Source organism: Thioclava electrotropha (assembly GCF_002085925.2).
Taxonomy (GTDB): Bacteria; Pseudomonadota; Alphaproteobacteria; order Rhodobacterales; family Rhodobacteraceae; genus Thioclava; species Thioclava electrotropha.
This window is the reverse complement of record NZ_CP053562.1, coordinates 834,483-852,850: the sequence shown is the minus strand read 5'-3', so window position 1 is coordinate 852,850 and position 18,368 is coordinate 834,483. Positions and strand designations below refer to the sequence as shown.

The 18,368-nt window shown below is 64.3% G+C and carries 16 protein-coding genes; 2 read left to right on the top strand and 14 right to left on the bottom strand.

All coding sequences use genetic code 11. The annotated features are described in order from the left end of the window. Window positions 1-43: 43 nt before the first annotated feature. From AKL02_RS04265 to AKL02_RS04230, 8 genes are all read right to left on the bottom strand, one after another. On the bottom strand, window positions 44-1,306 hold the full coding sequence (locus AKL02_RS04265) for an ABC transporter substrate-binding protein (RefSeq protein ID WP_083078703.1): 1,263 nt from the start codon (window positions 1,304-1,306) through the stop codon (window positions 44-46). 1 nt (window position 1,307) lies between these two features. Continuing rightward, window positions 1,308-2,378 carry a LacI family DNA-binding transcriptional regulator gene (locus AKL02_RS04260; protein ID WP_078545697.1) on the bottom strand — a complete coding sequence of 357 codons (1,071 nt, stop codon included), beginning with the start codon at window positions 2,376-2,378 and terminating at the stop codon, window positions 1,308-1,310. Window positions 2,379-2,731: 353 nt separating this feature from the next. Continuing rightward, window positions 2,732-3,907, bottom strand: coding sequence for an iron-containing alcohol dehydrogenase (locus tag AKL02_RS04255; protein WP_083078701.1), 1,176 nt, complete (start codon window positions 3,905-3,907; stop codon window positions 2,732-2,734). A 21-nt stretch (window positions 3,908-3,928) separates the two neighbouring features. Further along, entirely contained in the window at window positions 3,929-4,762 is an 834-nt protein-coding gene (locus tag AKL02_RS04250) for an ABC transporter permease (protein WP_078519941.1), read from the bottom strand. Continuing rightward, on the bottom strand, window positions 4,755-5,627 hold the full coding sequence (locus AKL02_RS04245; RefSeq protein WP_083078698.1) for an ABC transporter permease: 873 nt from the start codon (window positions 5,625-5,627) through the stop codon (window positions 4,755-4,757). Before AKL02_RS04245 ends, AKL02_RS04250 begins: the two co-directional genes overlap by 8 nt. 3 nt (window positions 5,628-5,630) lie before the next feature. Then, on the bottom strand, window positions 5,631-6,719 hold the full coding sequence (locus AKL02_RS04240; RefSeq protein ID WP_083078696.1) for an ABC transporter ATP-binding protein: 1,089 nt from the start codon (window positions 6,717-6,719) through the stop codon (window positions 5,631-5,633). Between the two features lie 62 nt (window positions 6,720-6,781). Then, window positions 6,782-7,891, bottom strand: a complete 1,110-nt coding sequence (locus AKL02_RS04235) for an ABC transporter substrate-binding protein (RefSeq protein WP_165757004.1) — start codon at window positions 7,889-7,891, stop codon at window positions 6,782-6,784. 74 nt (window positions 7,892-7,965) lie between these two features. After that, entirely contained in the window at window positions 7,966-9,312 is a 1,347-nt protein-coding gene (locus tag AKL02_RS04230; RefSeq protein ID WP_083078693.1) for a glutamine synthetase family protein, read from the bottom strand. Window positions 9,313-9,439: 127 nt separating this feature from the next. On the opposite strand from AKL02_RS04230, the gene AKL02_RS04225 reads away from it, so the two are divergent. Further along, window positions 9,440-10,255: a response regulator transcription factor gene (locus AKL02_RS04225; protein WP_165757003.1), complete on the top strand. Its 816-nt coding sequence runs from the start codon at window positions 9,440-9,442 to the stop codon at window positions 10,253-10,255. A 32-nt stretch (window positions 10,256-10,287) separates the two neighbouring features. Here the strand turns inward: AKL02_RS04225 and AKL02_RS04220 are convergent, their stop codons facing one another. The 6 genes from AKL02_RS04220 to AKL02_RS04195 all read right to left on the bottom strand — a co-directional run bounded on the left by AKL02_RS04220 (window position 10,288) and on the right by AKL02_RS04195 (window position 17,274). Then, window positions 10,288-12,126 carry an ABC transporter ATP-binding protein gene (locus AKL02_RS04220; RefSeq protein ID WP_083078688.1) on the bottom strand — a complete coding sequence of 613 codons (1,839 nt, stop codon included), beginning with the start codon at window positions 12,124-12,126 and terminating at the stop codon, window positions 10,288-10,290. Window positions 12,127-12,129: 3 nt separating this feature from the next. Further along, window positions 12,130-13,005, bottom strand: a complete 876-nt coding sequence (locus AKL02_RS04215) for a metallophosphoesterase family protein (protein WP_083078686.1) — start codon at window positions 13,003-13,005, stop codon at window positions 12,130-12,132. Between the two features lie 69 nt (window positions 13,006-13,074). Beyond that, window positions 13,075-14,640 carry an ABC transporter substrate-binding protein gene (locus tag AKL02_RS04210; protein ID WP_083078683.1) on the bottom strand — a complete coding sequence of 522 codons (1,566 nt, stop codon included), beginning with the start codon at window positions 14,638-14,640 and terminating at the stop codon, window positions 13,075-13,077. Window positions 14,641-14,703: 63 nt separating this feature from the next. Next, a complete protein-coding gene (locus AKL02_RS04205; RefSeq protein WP_083078680.1) occupies window positions 14,704-15,585 on the bottom strand; it encodes an ABC transporter permease in 882 nt (293 codons plus the stop codon). Between the two features lie 4 nt (window positions 15,586-15,589). Continuing rightward, a complete protein-coding gene (locus tag AKL02_RS04200) occupies window positions 15,590-16,519 on the bottom strand; it encodes an ABC transporter permease (RefSeq protein ID WP_078539987.1) in 930 nt (309 codons plus the stop codon). Then, window positions 16,513-17,274, bottom strand: coding sequence for an HAD-IIA family hydrolase (locus AKL02_RS04195; RefSeq protein ID WP_078599680.1), 762 nt, complete (start codon window positions 17,272-17,274; stop codon window positions 16,513-16,515). The genes AKL02_RS04200 and AKL02_RS04195 overlap by 7 nt, the downstream gene beginning before the upstream one ends. 167 nt (window positions 17,275-17,441) lie before the next feature. Between AKL02_RS04195 and AKL02_RS04190 the strand changes: the two genes are divergently transcribed. Then, complete coding sequence (locus AKL02_RS04190; RefSeq protein ID WP_232621714.1) at window positions 17,442-18,350, top strand: LysR family transcriptional regulator; 909 nt, start codon at window positions 17,442-17,444, stop codon at window positions 18,348-18,350. The last annotated feature ends 18 nt before the right edge of the window (window positions 18,351-18,368 follow it).

Sequence of the window (18,368 nt, the reverse complement as noted above, 5' to 3'; positions counted from 1 at the left end):
GAGGTGGGGGCGCGGCAATCGCGCGCCCCCGCGGCACAGCGGCTCAGTTCTTCTTGTAGCCGTCGTTGCGCTTGATATCGGCGTTGATCTGGTCGGTGGCGGAATCGAGCGTGTCGATCACGTCAGCCCCGTCCGCGATATCCGCGGCGGCCTTCTGGAACACCTTGGAGTCGACGACGTAGCCGGGCGTCACCGGACGTTTCTCGGCTTGCGCCTCGGACAGGCCGTAGAACACCGCGAGCGGACCGCCCGTCTTGTAGTTCTTGGTCATCTGCGCGGCCGACTTGGTCGCCGGGATCAGGCCGAGCGCATCCGAGAACTCCGCCAGATACTTGTCCTGCGTCGCGAACTTGATGAACTCCGCAGCACCCTCGGGAGCCTTGGAGCTGGCCGAGATGCCGAACTGCCAGGACGCGCCGCCGATCTTGGAGCCGTTGCCGAAGTCCGGCGCAGGCAGGAACTCGACATCGTCGACCTTGTCCATCGTCTTGACCGCATTCCAGTTGCCGTTCCACGAGAAGGCGTATTTGCCGTCGATGAAGCCGGTTTCATGGGCTGCCGGGTCCTGGCTGGTGCCGGGCGCCAGCTTGTCGGTGAACAGCGACTGCCACCAGTTGCCCCATGCGACCGCGGCGTCGCCGTTGAGCACGCCCTCTGCGGTGTCGTAGGTCTTGCGGTTGACCAGCCCGCCGCCGAAGCTCTGCAGGAAGGGCAGGAAGGCATAGGGATACCACTCGCCCTTGTCCGACATGCCCAGATCGATCGCGTAGTCGAATTTGCCGCTCTTCTTCGCGGCCTCGAGCGCGCTCATGAACTCGTCTTTGGTCCAGGGCTTGTCGAGCGTGGGCGTGCGCAGCCCCAGCTCTTTCATCGTGGACTTGCGTGCATAAAGCGCGACCGCCGCGTCCCAGAGCCCGATCGAGTAGAGCTTGCCGTCATAGACGCCCTTGGTGCCGGGCAGGAAATCCTTGAAGTGATCTTCCGGGATCGGCAGCGGCTGCAGATAGCCCGACCAGGCCCAGTTCGGCATGATCGGCCCGTCCATGTCGAGAATGTCGGGCAGGTTGCCCGCGAGGGCTGCTGCCGTCACCGAGTCGTTGTAGCTGTTTTGCGGGAAGCTCTGCAGCGCGACCTTGTAGTCCGACTGGCTCTTGTTGAAGTCGTCGATGATCTGGTGGACGATCTTGCTCTCCACCTTGTTGCCCGCGCCGTGATACCACATCGTCAGATCGGTGGTCGCGAAGGCAGCACTGCAGAACCCGGTGGCGGCAATGACCGCCCCGGCCGTCACATTCAATAGTTTCATGTCATCCTCCCTTGGATGTCTGGCTTTCGAGTTCGAGGTCAGTCACGGAGGAGCGCCAGAATACGCGTCCCGCCACCCGCACAGGGTCGTGCGGACGGGATGCCTCCTCCGAGATCAAGGAAAGCAAAAGCTCGGCCGCCTGCCTGCCCATCTCGGCATAGGGCAGTTCGACCGTGCTCAGCGGTGGGTAGAGGGTCTCTGCGATCGCGCGGTAATTGTCGAAACCGGCGATGGAGATATCCTCCGGGACACGGATGCCGCGGGTGCGCAGCAATCCGTAAAGCTGCATCGCCATCTCGTCATTGCCGCAGCAGATCACGGTTGGCGGTTCCGGCAGCGCGAGGATCCGGTCGAGCGCCTCGTCGAGCCACCGGTGCAGAAATTCGGTGTTGATCGGGTAGCCTGTCGATACGAGCGCGGGGTCGTAGGCGATCCCCGCGGCTTCAAGCGCTTCGCGATACCCCTCGATGCGAAGCGGCACCGCATCCATCGCGGGATCGAATGTCAGATAGGCAATGCGCCTGTGGCCATGCGCGGTCAGACGCTCGACGAGCCGTTTCTCACAGGCCTTGTCGTCGGGCACGATCGCCGGGGTTCCGTGCGCGTCGTAGCAGTTTGCGAGCACCAGCGGGCAAGCCGGTGTCGCGGTCTCGAAGGCCACCCGCTTGTGATAGTCGGCGACATAGATCAGCCCCTCGACCCGATGCTCCTGAAACGTGCGCAGGAGTGCGGGAACCTTGTCGATCTGTCCGGCCGTATCCGCGATCATCAAGGTCAGATCGCGCTCGGCGACGACCTGCTGAATGCCCTGAAGGATGAACAGATCGGGCAGGCCCTTGGGGTCGGACAGCTCGGCCGTGCGCGAAATTGCCCCCGTCACGACGCCGATCAGCCCCGACCGGTTCGAGCGCATCATGCGTGCCGCGCTCGAGGGGACATATTTCAACTCGCGAATGGCGGTTTCCACCTTCTCGCGGGTCTTTTTGCCGACCGGCGCATCCCCGTTCACGACGCGCGACACCGTTTTCGGCGAAACGCCAGCCAGCTTTGCTACATCGTAAATCGTCGACACGACAGACCCTCCAACGCAGAGAAAACTCCGCGACTCCCAAAAGACATCGATGTCATAATCAGAAATGTCATCGATGTCAAATTGAGTTGGGAGGCGATCCTTAGGCCCTGCCCCGTGCGCCAAAGAAGTGCGCTATCCCGAACTGGTGCTCTCCCCGAACACTCAGCACCACCACGAAGTCCGGGAGATCGATAAGCGGTTCAATATCTTCGGAATGCATATTCCGCGCAGGGCCCGCACGCGCGCGATCGTTCTCGGGCCGATTGTAGCCGGGCAGCACGACAAGGCCGACGCCGAGCGACGACAGGCCGCCCCCCGATGCCTTGAGGATCGCATGCGCCGCAGCCCGGCAGTCAGCGTGCGGCCCGCAAGATCTGCTCGACCCCTTCCGCGTCCAAGCGGATCGGATTGCCTCCGGCGCACGGATCGCGCAACGCATCGGCGATCAGATCGGGAATATCACTGTCATTCACCTTCACGCCCATTTCGCTCAGCGTCGAAGGCATGTCGATGCGCGCCTGCAACGCCTCGAGCCAGGCAAGAACCGCCGTGCCGGGATCGCCGCCCTCGAGCCGCAATTCATGCGCGAGCGTCGCCATCTGCTCTCTCACGGCAGGCAGGTTGAAGCGGAGCACATGGGGCATCAGCACCGCGTTGAGCATTCCGTGATGCGCATCGTAACGCGCGCCCAACGGATGCGCCAAGGCATGAACCGCCCCGAGCCCCTTTTGCAGGGCCGTGCAGGCCATCGCGGAGGCAACGATCATGTTCGAGCGCGCCTCCAGATTTTCGGGCTCCCAATAGGCCGTCGCGAGGGCCCCGTCGATCATCTTCAATGCAGTCAGGGCCAAGCCATCGGCCATCGGGTGCCAGCCCGGCGCACAGAGCGCCTCGAGCGCATGCGAAAGCGCATCCATACCGGTTGCGGCCGTCAAAGTCGGCGGCAGGCCAACGGTCAGCTCGGGATCGAGGATGACCAGCTCCGGCAGCATCTCGGGGTGGAAGATGATGACCTTGCGATGGGTCTGGGTATCGGTGATCACCGACGATCTGCCGAATTCGGAGCCCGTCCCTGCCGTTGTCGGAATCGCGATGACAGGCACCATTCCCTCGGTCTGAACGCGCCGGAAGTTGTCGCCGACATCTTCGAAATCCATCAGCGGGCGCGACTGCCCCGCCATCATCGCGACCGCCTTGGCAGCATCCATCGCGGAGCCCCCACCAAGCGCGATGACGCAATCATGGCCGCCTTTGCGCAAGATCTCCCGTCCCGCCATGACATTTTCCACAGTGGGGTTCGGCTGCACATCGTGGAAAAACCCGGGCTCCATGCCTGCAGCTTTCACGATCTCCAGCGCCTGCGTTGCGATCGAAGACGTGGCGAGACCTCTGTCGGTGATCAGGAGCGGTGCCGTCGCACCGATCTCCGCCAAACCTGCCGGAAGATCGGACAGGCGCCAAGCTCCGAACCAGACTTGCGTCGGGAAACTCCAGCGCGCGTGGAGGCTCGCAAAATCGAATTCACTCATGGGAAGGTCCTGTCGAAGTGATCAGCTCTCGGCAATCGCGCTCAGGCGGCGACGGGCGGCGCGTTTGCGCAACCTGTCGACGGCGAAGATCAATACCAAGGCGGGGATGAAGGTCAGCGTGGCGAGGGCCGGGTAGATCGGGGACGAGCCCACGGCGATCCCCGAGAAGACGAAGGTCGGAAGCGTGCGCGTCGAGCCCGAGAGGCTGTAGGTGATGTAGAAATTCCCCCACGATAGCAGGAAGGCGAAGATCGCGGCCGAGAAAATCCCCGGCCAGATCAGCGGAAGCGTGATCTCCCGCAGGATCTGCCAGCGGGTCGCCCCCGCATCCTCGGCGGCATAGTCGAGCGTGTTGTCATAGCCCTGCATCTGCACCGAGATGATCACGATGCAGAAGGGCGTGATGTAGATGACATGCCCGATCACCGCGGACCAAAGCCCGGGCGACATGTTCAGCCAGCCGGCCAGAACCGAGAACCACAAGAGCATCACGACGCCCAGCAGAAGCTGCGGGAACAAAAGCGGCGCGAAGGTCAGGATACGAAAGCCCCACTGGAAGCGGAACTTGTAGCGGCTCCAGGCGAAGGCGCCTCCGATGCCAAGAAGCGTCGCGAAGACCGTCGCGAGCACCGCGAGAAGCGCCGAATTGCCAAGCGCGGACCAGAAGTCGCGATCCGCCAGCAACTCGCCATACCAACGGGTCGAGAATTCGGGGATCGGCCAGGACAGGAAGCGGCTCTTGGTGAAGGAGAACAGCACCAGCGTGGCGATCGGGATGTAGAAGAAAATCAGCGCGGCGAACACGGAGCCGTAAAGCAGGACATCCGCAATTCGCTTTTCCATGCGATCAGTCATTCGCCCCCCTCCGCGCCTGCCAGAGCGCGACCGCTCCAGCCACCGTCAAAGCCGCCGCCCCGATTACGATCAGCACGAGCGTCAGCGCCGCCCCCAGGGGCCAGTTCACACGGGTCTCGAAACTCTGGCGGATCAGTTCCGCCGCGAGCGGGGACGTCCCGCCCCCCATCACCTTCGGCTCGAGAAACACGCCGAGGCTGAGGACGAACACCAGAACCGCCCCGGCCCAGATACCGGGCTTGGCAAGCGGCAAGGTCACCTCGATGAAGGCGCGCAGCCGGGACGCGCCCGCGTCACGTGCCGCGAGCACCAGATCTCCATCGATCCGCGCCATGGAGAGCGCGATGGTGAAGATCGTATAGGGCAGCAGGTTGTAGACCATGCCGATCATCGTCGCGTTCGGCGTGAAGAGCACGTTCACCGCGGCCGGTGGGAATCCGATCGCCTCGAGCGTGCCGTTCAGCACGCCGGAGCGGTCGAGAAACAGCACCCAACCGAAGGTCTTCAGGACCGCGTCGGTGAGAAAGGCGAACACCATCAGCAGCGTGATATGGTCGGACCAGCGCGACAGGCGATGCAGCATGCCATAGGCGATCGGGATCGCGAGGATGGTGCAGAGCACCGTGCAAACCAGCGCCATCGTCAAGGTGCGCCACATGATCGTCCAGTAATGGACTTGGCTGAACACGTCGGTCCAGACCTTCAGATCCCAGGTCCAGACAAGCCGATAGTATTGCGTGCCCTGAAAACTCAGGAGCGCCGTCATGATCAGCGGGATCACGAAGAACAGCCCCATCAGCAGCAAGAGAGGCAAGGTCGACAGGCGCAATGCCCCGTCCCGCCAGGATTTCTGTATCTCGGCCATCGCTTACGCCTCCACCGCGAACAGATCGCCCAGCGCGAGACCGAGCTTCACCGGATCGCCCTGCTTCGCCGGCAAGGTGGAGGTGCCGGGGATATCCATCACGATCTCGGTTCCGGCCGCCGCGATCCGATATTGGATCGATGCGCCGCGGATGAAATACTCGTTCACCGTTCCGGTAATGGTGCAGTCGGCGCTTTCGCCCGGCGCAAGCAGGCGCAGCATTTCCGGACGGATCATCAGCGCCGCATCGGCCCCCGCCGCAACACCGGGCGCGACCTGATCGGCAGCAATGATCGGGTTTGCGCAATCGAGAACGTCGCAGTTGAACCGGAACGCATCGCCTTCTCGCGTGACCTTGGCGGGCAGCAGGTTGGTATCCCCGATGAACCCGGCCACGAAAGCATTCGCGGGGCGATAATAAATCTCTGAAGGTTCGCCCAGTTGCACGATCTTCCCGGCGCGCATGACGCAAATCCGGTCGGCGAGCATCATCGCCTCTTCTAGGTCATGCGTGACATGGACGAAGCTCGTCCCGACATGGCGATGCAGGTGCTTGAGTTCAGCCTGCAGGGATTTCTTGAGCTTCGCATCGAGCGCGCTCATCGGTTCGTCCAGCAGCAGCACCGGCGGCTGCGACACCATCGACCGCGCGAGCGCCACGCGCTGTTGCTCCCCGCCCGACAGCTCATGCGGATAGCGGTTGAGGTAGCTCTCCTTGAGATGCATCAGCTCCAACATCCGGCGCACCGCCGCATCGATCTCGGGCTTCGGGCGTTTGGCCAGATGCAGCGGGAAGCCGATATTCTGCGCGACGGTCTTATGCGGGAAAAGCGCGAGCTTCTGGAACACCATCCGCGTCGGTCGGGCCGAGGCTGGGATCTCCGTCATATCCTCCCCGTCGATCACGAGACTGCCCGCCGACAGGTCCTCGAAACCGGCCAGGATCTTGAGCAACGTGGTTTTGCCGCAGCCCGAAGGCCCGACGAGCGCCAGAAACTCACCGTTGGCGACTTCCAATGAGATATCGGTCAGCGCGCGATAGGTGCCGTAGTATTTATCGATTCCGGTGGCTTTGATGATGGGAGAAACCAAGGGGGACTTCCTGTCTCAGAAAGGGAGCAAGGGCGGCGAAACCGCCCTTGCAAATCGGGAGATCAACGCGCGGCGGCCAGTTCCTGAGACCAGATCTCAAGCATCTGGTCGATATTCGGCGCCACGTTGTGGAAGTGGGATTTGTCCCAGGCCTCCCACATGTAATCCATCTGCAGCACGTCCTTCTGCTCGTCGGTGAACAGAGCTTCGGCCTCCTGCGAGGGCACGAGGTTGCAGGTCGCTTCCGTCCAGGCGAGTTTCACGGCCACTTCCGGCGAGGTCAGGTCGCGCAGAAGCGCCTTGGCCTTGGCGTCGTCGACCGGGTCTTTCACGATCCCGCCCGCTTCCATCCAGATGATGCCCTGATTCAAGCCGTCCTTGGGTTCCGGCACGATCGACATGATCTCTTTCTGACCGTCCTTGCGCAGCGCCGAGGTGCAGTAGGTGCCGCCGCCGATCAGGGTTCTGAACGAGCCGTCCATCAAACCCTTCTGCGCGACCGAAAGGTCTCCGACGATCGCCCGCGTGTTCTTGAAGAGCGCGCGCAGCACGAGGCGGATCTCGTTGAGCTCGGCGTCGTCGAGCTCCTTGTAGGGATCGATCCCGGCATAGAGCGCCATCGGCATGATCGGCCAGTCGCCCCAGTCGAGCACACAGATCTTGTCCTTGTAGGCCGGATCGAAACAAGGCGCATAGCTGCTCCAGTTCTCAAGCTTGTCATACTTCGTATTGACGGTCGGCCCGACCCAGCCCCAGCGCGTCGGCAGGCCCGTCGTCTTCCCGTCGAAATCCAGCGGCGCGAAAGGTGCGCGGAATTGCGGATAGAAGCTCTCGTAGACATCGGCGAACTCGGCATCGTCGAGGAATTCCCCGATATCGGCCGGGCCCATGCGCTGCACCCACGGGCTGTCGGTGGCCACGACGTCGAAATCGCGCCATGCGCCGGCTGCGAGCTTGGCGAACCCGCCGGGGCTGTCGGTGATGAGGTCGATCGAGATCGAAACGTCGTTCGCCTCCTCGAAGGGCTTGATGATCTCGGGGCTGTCATAGCCCTCCCAGCACATGAATTTCATCGAGGTGGCGGCATGTGCCTTTCGCGGCATCAACCCTGCCCCCGCGAGCCCTGCCGCCCCCATGCCTTGCAGGAAGGTTCGGCGATTGGGCGAAAACATCGGTATTCCCTTGGACTTTGTCATCTCTCTTTACTCCCGGTTGGTTGGATCAAGGCCAGCTTTCTTTTCTTGTTTCAGACGACCTCTAGGTATCTTTCACGTTCCCACGTGCTCACATGGCGAAGGAAAGAAGCGTATTCGTGGCGCCGCGCGCGCACGAAACTGTCGATGAACACGTCGCCGAAAATCGCCCGAGCGACTTTGCTTTCGTTCAGCCGCTCGGCGGCCATGCCAAGATCGCTCGGGAAACGGGTGTCGGGCGACGGGTCCAGAAGATACTGATCACCGGAGGCAGGCGGGCCCGGATCGAGCTCGTTCTCGATCCCCCACAACCCGGCTCCGAGGCACATGGCCAAGGCCAGATGCGGGTTCGTATCTGCCGATGGCACACGGAACTCCACGCGGGTCGCATCGGGGCTGTCATTCATCACCCGCGCCGCGACCGTGCGGTTCTGGATCGCCCATGAGGCCGCCGTGGGCGCCCACATCCCCGGAACCATCCGGCGATAGGCATTCACGGTCTGGCTGCACAGCGCGAGCATCTCCGGCATCAAAGCGACCAATCCTGCGATGAAATGCCGGGCGGTCTGGCTCAGCCCGTCCGCATCGCCGGGATCGACGAAGGCGGGGCTATTGTCGGTCAGGTTGCGCAGCGAGACATGCAGGTGCCCGGACTGCCCCGAGAGGTTTTCATTCAGCTTCGACATGAAACAGGCGGTGAGCCCGTGGCGCCGGAAGTATGTCTTCGCGAAGTTCTTGAACAAGGCGGCATCGTCGGCGGCTTTCACACCGGGCGCATGGGTCAGCGGCACTTCGAGACAACCGGGCCCAAGTTCCGTATGCAGCGCGTCGAGACCGATCCCGAGGCTCTCCATCATCGCCACGAGCCCATCGAGCAGCTCGTGCTCATTCGCCAGCGTCTCGAGCGAGTAGGTCTTATTGCCCAACGCGTAATGCTTGGGCTCGGCATAGCCGCCTTCGCGCAGGCTCGCCGCGTCCTCGTCGAGCAGGTTGAACTCGAACTCGAAAGCCGAATGGACCGAGAAGCCCATGTCCCGCGCTTTCTCGAGCTGGCGGATCAACTGATTTCGCCCCGACCGCTCTCCGAAGGGCATCGCATAATCGGCGATGCAGATCGCCTGATCGCCCTCAAAGGGCCAGGCGCGCACCGTCTCGGGGAAAAGCTGCGCCGGAACATCGGTATAGTCGCCGCTCCCATAGGTTTCCTCGGCGCTGTCCCAATTGTAGAGCACATCGCAGAACGGGTAGCCGCCTTGGGCCAGCTTCTCCGCCTTGGCGCGCGCGACCCGTTTGACGCGGAACATCCCGTCCTGATCGAAAATCCCGATATGCACATATTGCGCGCCGATCCGATCGAGCATTTCGTGCATATCGACATGATTGGGGGTATCAGCTTGCATTCCGCAGCATTCCATTTTTTCCTGATCCGGTTCAGCTTAGAGCCTTGGCTGAGCCTACCAATACCCCCCAAGGGGTATGCCGCGTTCCCCGCAACGGGCGCCGCGGATCGAAGCGAGAGCGGGAACGATGTCAGGATGGAATGAGCGCATCGCCGATGCGATCACTGCGATGGGGACCGAAGAGTTCGCCCGAACGCTCGACCGGGCGACGGAGACGCTGTTTCCCTACAAGATTTGCATGGTCTTTGCCTATGAGGGCAACGCGACGCCGCAATCGCTCTACCACAACCTGCCGCCGGACTCGGCTCGGATCGTGATCTGGGATTACTGCACCGGTCCGTATCTGCTCGACCCGTTCTACGCCGAGACCGAACGGCGGCGCTCGGGGATGGCCGGTCTTCGACAGATGGCACCGGACAAGTTCTTCCAATCGGAATATTACGCCAAGCATTACAGCCGCACCGGCATTCGCGACGAGATCGGCATCTTCGCCGCGATCGGGCCCGAGCGGGTCGCGGTGATCAGCTTCGCCCGGGAACGCGGCCAGCCAGTTTTCAGTGCGCGAGAGCGGGCGCGTCTCGCCGAGGTGGGGCCCGTCATCGAAGCCCTGATGCGCGGCCATTGGGGCGTTACGGCAGTGCGCGAGGCGCGCGACGATGCGGCGGAGACCGCCCTGCCCCCTCTGCAGGTCCTGCTCGACCGAATTGCCGGTGGCGTTCTGACCCCGCGCGAGACCGAGGTGATCGCGATGGTGCTGCGTGGGTATTCGACGACCGCGATCGGCGCAAATCTCGAGATCAGCGACGAGACAGTGAAAGTCCATCGCAAGAACGCCTACCGGAAGCTGTCGATCTCGTCTCAGGCGCAGCTCTTCTCGCTGTTCCTGAAGGCGCTGGACGAAAGTTCAGTGGCAGGTCAGTTGCAGCAGCGTCGATCTGGGTAGCCCTGCGTCCAGCGCCGACGACTCCGAGACGGCTAGAAAACCATGCTCCCGACGCCTTCGCGCTTCGCTTCGCGAGCTGCCTCTGGCGCGGCGCGCGCCATCGACTGGTAGGCCATCAGTTCGACCGTGTCGCGAATGGCCACGAAATGCCCCTCCCTGACTTCACGCAGCGCGATGCGCTCGGGGTCTGTGGCGCGCGGCAGCAGAAGCTTCGGCGTTTTCAGGTCGGCTGTGCGCTCGCGCTGGAGCGGTCTGCGCTGCGGGTCCGGATGCGGCACCGCCGACAGCAGCCGTCGGGTATAGGGATGCAGCGGGTTCTTCAGCACGGTGTCGGTCGGCCCGGTTTCGACGACCTGCCCCGCCCACATCACGGCGATGCGGTGGCTGACGCGTTCGACGACTGCAATGTCATGGGAGATGAAGAGGAACGAGACGCCCTCCTCCCGCTGCAGCTTGGCGATCAGATCGGTAATCTGGCGCGCGACCGATACGTCGAGGGCCGAAACCGCCTCATCCGCGACGATGATCGCCGGTTTGACCGAGAGCGCGCGGCAGATGCAAAGCCGCTGACGCTGCCCGCCGGAGAACTGGTGCGGGTAACGGTCCATCGCGGCGGCTTCCAGCCCGACCCGTTCCAGCAGCTCGCCCGCCATCGCCCGCCGCTCGGCGCGCGTCATCGGGTTGCGGATATGGGCGGGCTCGGTGATCAGATCATAGACCGGGAGCCGCGGGTTGAGGCTGGCATAGGGGTCCTGAAAGACCATCTGCATCTTTCCGCGCAGCGGGCGCAGCTCTTGCGCCGTCAGGCCGGTCAGGGTCTGCCCGCTCAGCCGGACCCGCCCGCTAGATGCCGCCTCGAGACCGAGCAAGGTCCGCGCCAAGGTGGATTTGCCGCAGCCGGATTCCCCCACCAGCCCGAGCGTTTCTCCGCGCCCGAGGGTCAGCGAGACCTCGTTGACCGCGTGATAATCGAGCGCAGGCCGTCCCGGAGCGGCGCGGCGCACCGGGAAACGCACAGAAAGCCGGTCGACTTCGAGGAGCGGCGCATCGGCGCTGAGCGGTCGTTTCGGAGCCCCCGCGCCCAGCATCGGCGTCGCCGCCATCAGGTTGCGGGTATATTCGGCCTGCGGTGCCGCGAAGATCTGCCCGACCGGAGCGGTTTCGACCTGTTCGCCGCGACACAGCACGACCACGCGGTCGGCGATCTCGGCCACCACCCCCATGTCGTGGGTGATGAACAGCACGGCCATTCCGCTCTCTTCCTGCAGCTCTTTGATCAGCGACAGGATCTCCGCTTGCGTCGTCACATCGAGCGCGGTCGTCGGTTCATCGGCGATCAGCAGATCGGGCTGGCAGGCCAGCGCCATCGCGATCATGACGCGCTGCCGCAACCCGCCCGACAGCTCGTGCGGATATTGCACCAGCCGCCGATCGGGTTCTGGGATTTTGACCCGCGCGAAGGCGGCACGGGCCGCCGCCAGCGCCGCCTTGCGGTCCAGCCCCTGATGCAGGCGCAAGACTTCTGCCACCTGTTCGCCAAGCGGCATCACCGGGTTGAGCGCGGTCATCGGCTCCTGAAAGATCATCGAGATCCGGTTGCCGCGCACCTGCTGCATCTCGCGTTCCTCGAGCGCCGTGATCTCGACCGGCGTGTCGCCGTCCAGATCGATGCGCCCACCGGTCAGGCGTCCGCCCTCGCGTTCGATCAGGCGCATCAGCGCCAGCGCGGTGGCGGATTTGCCCGAGCCGGACTCCCCCACCAGCGCGACGGTCTCGCCGCGTGCGATGTCGAAGCTGAGCCCCGACAGCGCGGTGTGGGAGCCGAAAGCGAGGCTCAGGTTCTGGACTGACAGAAGCGGTGCGCGGCTCATGGATCAACTCGCGGCTGCGGCAGCGCGGCGGACGCGTGCCTCGGGGTGGTCGGCGAAGGACGGCAGCGGGGGCGTCCAGCGGCGATGGCGGGGAGTGGTCTCGAAGGAGAAGGGATCGTCGCCCACGACCTCCCAGCGGAAACTGTCGCCCAGTTCGATCATCCCCATCGCGCCGGCGGGCTCACCCTCGGTGGTGAAGCTCTCGGTCAGCGATTGCTGGGTCAGATGGGTAATCCCGTCGACCGTGGTGACGGTGTTCCAGTGCACGTGACCGGCGAGACAGACGACCGGCACCTTCGCGCGAGACAGGGCGGCACGGGCGCGCTCGGCCATCGGATAGGTCGAGCTGGCCGGGTTGTTCTCGAAATAGTAGTTGCCCAGCTGCGAATGGCCCGAGATCGGCACATGGCTGACCACGAGCGTCGGACGATCGCTCGCCTGCATGGTGCGCGAGAGCCAGACCACATCGGGCTCGGTCAGCACGAAGCCGGAATAGTCGGGCATCCGGCGGATACGCGTATCGGCGCGCCACAAAACGATCCGCCAGCCACCGATGTCGACCACCCCGTGATCGAGCGTCTGGCCGAGGATCCCTTCGTTATCCGAGACCTCCAGATGATCGCGATCATGGTTGCCGTTGAGATGCAGGATCGGGGCCTCGACGGCGCGGAACGCCTCGGCCACTTCGGCTTCCAGACGCAGGTCGGTGTCGCGGTTCTCATCCGAGATCCGGTCCCCGAGATCGAGCACCAGATCGGCGCCGCCGTCGCGAACGTAACGGGCGAAGTCTTCCATCAGGGGCAGCGCCATGTCGCCGCGCTTCGCGGTCGAGGGTTTGCCATGGTGGATATCAGTGACGATGGCGATACGGGTGGACATGCTGAAACTTTCCAAAGAGTTGGGGGAAGGTGCCCGCCGCCACGCATAAGCGGCGACGGGCGGGGAGCGTTAGTTGGAGGCGAAGGAGATCGCCCCGGCGCGGAAATCGAGCACATAGGGGATGTGGCCCGGCTTCGGCGCCCAGGCGATATCCTTGCGCATCGCCCAGCTCTCATAGGGGCGATAGAGCGGCAGCACCGGCGGGTCCTGCTTGATGCGATCCATCAGCTCGGCATAGGCGGCGCGACGATCCGCGACATCCTTGGAGAAGCGGAACTTGTCCCAGGTCTTGCGATAGGCTTCGTCGGTGGTGAATCGGCCTTCCGATTCCGAGGCCGCATCCGGGGCCCACATGACGCCGAACGAGCCGAAGGGGTCCGCGAAATACATCGGGTTCGACCAGTTGCGGGTCATCATGTCCTTGCTGTTGCCGGTCCATTTCTCGGCAACATTCACCTTGCCCTTGATGCCGACCTGCGCCCACATCTCGACGATGGCCTGCGCGGCCAGAAGGCCGTTGGTGTAATAGACCGGGTCGGTGTCATAGGTGATCTCGAACCCGTCATAGCCAGCTTCCTTCAGCAGTTCGCGGGCTTTCTCGGGATTGTACTCGAAGGTCTTCAGCTCCGGCATGTAGAGATCGCCGTATTCCTTCATCGTGTGGGTCGAGGGAACGACGGCCTTGCCCAGCCACAGCGCCTCGTTCAGCGCGTCGCGGTCGATCGCGAGGCTGAGCGCCTGACGGATGCGCGGGTCGCGCAGCTTGGGATGGTTGGTGTTCATGATCATGACGTGGAACAGCGGCGTGACGCTGCCCGCGGCCTTGATGCTCGGGTCGGCCTCGATCAGCGACAGCTGGTCGGGCGCGACATTGGTGATCATATCCACTTCGCCGGTCTTCAGCGCGGTGATCCGCGAGGCGGTTTCCGGGATATGGATCACGGAGACCTTTTCCAGCGGCGCCTTGTCGCCCCAGAAGTTGTCGAAGCGGGTATAGACCACGCGCTCGCCGGGGCTGAACTCGCTGATCGCATAGGGGCCGGTGCCGACCGGAGCCATCGAAAAGGCTTCGTAATCGCTGTCCTCGGCCACGTTCGGATCGCCGGTCAGGCCCTTGGTGTAGTCTTCGGGGATGATCATGACCTGCTGCAGGTTCACGAGCGTTTCCCAAAGCGGCTCTTCGCGCTTCACGGTGATGCGGACGGTGTAATCGTCGACCTTCTCGGCTTTCTCGAAGTTGTTCAGACGGTCCTTCGAGCGCACCATGTAGGGCGGGAACGTGGCCTGATACATGCGGTTGAGCGAGAAGACCACGTCATCGGCGGTCATCGCTTCGCCGTTCTGGAAGGTCACGCCCTGACGGAGCTTGAACTCCATGACCTTGGGCGAAACGAGGTTCCATTCGGTCGCCAGACCGGGGCGCCATTCGCCGCCGATCTTCTCGTGATCCTTGTCGATCAGCGTGTCGAAGGTGTTGTAGTAGAACTGCGAGCCGACATTCGAGTGGTCGCGGCCGGGATCGAGATATTTGGCGACGTTGGCAGCGCCGACTTTCAGTTCGCGGGCCTGAGCCCCGGTGACGGCAGAGGCAGCGATGCCGGCGGCAAGAGCGGTGGAAACGAGCAGTCTGAGCATTGGTATCTCCATTGCAGGGTTTGACGACGGGCGCTTGCGGCCTTCTGTTCTTGTTGCGGGGTGTCAGCGTGCGCGCAGGCGCACGTCGACGCTGTCGCGTAACCAGTCACCGACCACCTGGACGGCGAAGGTCAGCAACACGATCAGCGCGGCGGGGACGATGACGATCCAGGGGGCGGTCGGCATGTAGTCGCGACCGATGCCGACCATCGAACCAAGCGTCGCGGTGGGCGGCTGCACGCCGAGGCCGAGGAAGGACAGCGTGCTTTCAAGGAGCACGATATTCGACAGCGACAGCGTGAACTGGACCACCAGCGGCGAGACGATATTGGGCAGCAGGTGGGTGAAGGCGATCCGCCGCGGACTGGCGCCTGCGGCACGGGCGGCCTCGATGAACGGCAGATGCATCAGGCGGCGCACGTCGCCGCGCACGATCCGGGCATATTGCTCCCAGCCGGCGAGGCCGAGGACGATGACCATCACCTGAAGCGAGCTGCCGAAGATCGCCAACGTGAACAGCGCGATCAGCGTGAAAGGCACCGCGATCTGGGTGTCGACCGCCGACATGATCGCGGCATCGGTGCGTCCGCCGACCACGCCTGCCAGCAGACCGAGCAGCCCGCCGACGAGAAGGCCCAGCAGCGCGCCGAGGATCGCCAGCATCAGCGTCAGGCGCAGACCGTGCAGGCTGCGCGACAGGACATCGCGGCCCAGCTCGTCCGTACCCAGCGGATAGGCGACCTTCGCCCGGTCGAAGCCGATCGGCGGGCGCAACCGCGAGAGCAGGCTCTGCGCATTGGGATCATGCGGCGCGATCAGCGGGCCGAGGAAAGCCATGAGCAAGAGGGCCAGCCCGACCGCGAAGGCGACTTTCTGGATCACGTTGGTGCCGGTCCAAAGGCGGTGAAGGGCCGAAGGCGCGGGAGTGTTGAGGGCCATGGTCATCGGATCACCCTTTGAGTTGATGGCGCAGGCGCGGATCGGCCCAGGCATAGGCAAGGTCGATGGCGGCGTTGATGAGGATGACGGCGATGGCGACGGTGATGACCCCGAACTGGAGCACCGGGTAGTCGCGCCGGATCGCCGAGGAGACGAGCAGGTCGCCGATGCCGGGCCAGGCGAAGATCGATTCCACCACCACCGAACCGGAGGCGGCGAGCCCCGCGATCTGAAGACCGATCACCGACAGCAGCGTGATCGAGGCGTTGCGCAATCCGTGGCGCAAGATCACCGCACGCTCGGGCAGGCCCTTGGCGCGGGCGGTGCGCATGAAGTCCTGCCCCAGCACGTCGAGCATGGCGTTGCGGGTAAAGCGCGTGAGCGCCGCGATCAGCACGCCCGACATCGCCAGCGTCGGCATGATGAAATGCAAGGGCGTTCCATTGCCCACCACCGGCAGCCAGTTCAGCCAGTAGGCGAAGACCAAGACCATCACCACGGCGAGGATGAAGTTCGGCACCGCGTAGCCGAGGAAGGCCACGACCATCGCCGCGCTGCCCAGCCAGTGCTTGCGCCAGATCGCGGCGATCATGCCCAGCGGGAGCGACACGACGAGCGTGAGCCCGATCGCCGACAAGAGAAGCTGCGCCGAGGGCCACAACCGCTCCGCCACGATCTGGATGACCGGTCGGCGCTCGATGAAGGACAGGCCGAAATTCCCGTCGAGGAAGGCGCGCAGGAAGGCGAAATACTGGTCCCAGAGCGATCGGTCGAGCTCGTAATAGCGGATCAGGATCTCGCGGTCTTCTTGGGTCATGCCCTCGCCCGCGAGGAAATCGATGGCGTTCCCCGACAGGCGCGTGGCGAAGAACACGAGCGTGACGATGACGAAGAAGGTCAGCGCCATCCGGACGAGGGTGCGCAGGGTGTAGCTCAGCATGTCACGATCTCCTGGGCGAGGGTCACGCCGCCCGGCCGGGCGAGCAGGACGAACTCGACCCCGGCGGCGGCAGCCGCGCGGCCATCTGTTTCGGGCGTGTCGCCAAGGAAGACCGCCGCACCCGGCGCGACCCCGGCGCGCGACAGCGCGGCGTGAACCAGATCGGGGGCGGGCTTGGCGAGGCTCGACGCCGTCGCGGCGGGCACTGCGGCGCGTGCCGCGGCCCACAGGGCGCCGGTCTCGGGTCGGGGCGTGCCGTCAGGGCCGGGATGGAACGTGTCGGGATTGCTCAGGAGCACGGGCAGGCCCCGTGCGGCCATCGCGGTGAGTTCCGTCAGGTCGGCGAAGCTGAAACCGGTGTCGCGCGCCAGAAGCACCAGCTCGGGCTGCGCCCGGTCGGGCACAAGTCCCAGCTTGCGCGCCAGCGTGACAAGCGGCGGCGCGGCAAAAAGTGCGACCCGCGCGCCGGGGCGACGGCGCTGCAGATTGCGGAGCGTTTCCTCCCCCGCCAGCACCATGCGCTCGGCAGCTACCGCGAGCCCCATCATGCCGAGCCGGGCCGAGAGGTGCTCGGCAGTGTCGGTGGAATTGTTCGAGACGACCCAAAGCCGCTCGCCGCAACGCTCGATCAGCTCGGGCACGCCGGGCAGCACGCGGTCCCCAGCGATCAGACAGCCATCGAGATCGGCCAGAACCGCAGCACGTTCGGGGAGCGGCCCTGACAGGAACTCGGACAATCCGACAGGCTGGGTCATGGGCAAATCCTCTCCGTTCGGGGCCTCGGCCCCGTTCGCGCGATGCGCGTCTGTTCATGCGGTGATGGGGCGTCGCCCCGGACTGCTCACGGTTTGACGAGTTTCTGTGACGTGGATGTTACATCTGCAAGCTAAGCCGTCGGATGATGAAAGCTTCGGTTGGATCTTTGGCGAGCGCCCTGTCGCTTTCCCGCCTGCGCTCGGTGACTGCGGTCGCCGAGGAGGGCTCTTTTTCGGCTGCTGCGCGCCGATTGGGGGTGTCGCATTCCGCAGTCGCGCAGCAGATTCGCGATCTCGAGAGAGCCTTCGGCGTGCGGCTGTTCGACAAGCTCAACGGAACCCTGTGTGCCACGCCCCTGTGCGAGCAGCTTTGCGACATCGGCGCCCGGATGCGCGAGGCCGAGCATGACGCGTTGCGCATTCTCGAACGCCGGGGCCCGACCGGCAGGCGCAGGCTGCGCGTCGGTCTGGGCAATTCCATGCCGGGCATCGCGATTGTCCACCAGCTCCTGCGCCAGCACCCCTCGCTGACGGTCTCGGTGGAAAGCGGCTCGCATCAGGACATTCTCGCGGCCCTGCTGCGGCGCGAGGTCGATGTCGCGGTGCTGCCCGATCTGCCGAACGATCGCCGGTTCCGCACCGCGCGGGTGCTGTCGCAGGAGGTGGTGGGGATCGTCTCCGCCGACAGCCCGACCGGATTGCGCGACGAGGTCACCCTCGAAGAACTGGCGCGGCTGCCGCTGATCTTCCGCTCGCAGGGGTCCTCGACCCAGAAGGTCGTCGACCGCGCCTTCCGTGCGACCGGCCTGTCCCCCGAGCCGCAGCTGATCGCCGACACCCGCGACGCCGTCTATGAGGCGGTGGCCTTGGGGATCGGCGTCGGCTTCATGTGGCGCTTTGGCACTTACCGAACCGATACGGTGCGCAGGCTGCTGATCCGCGACATTCGGTCAACGGTGGACGAGGTCGTGTTCGCCCTGAAGGACGAAAGGAACGAGTTGATCGAACTGTTCTTCAACGCCGCCAGCCAGATCGATCCGGCCGGGGCGGCTGGCGCGGAGATCATTCGAGAATAGGTGCGCCGACGCCCAAGC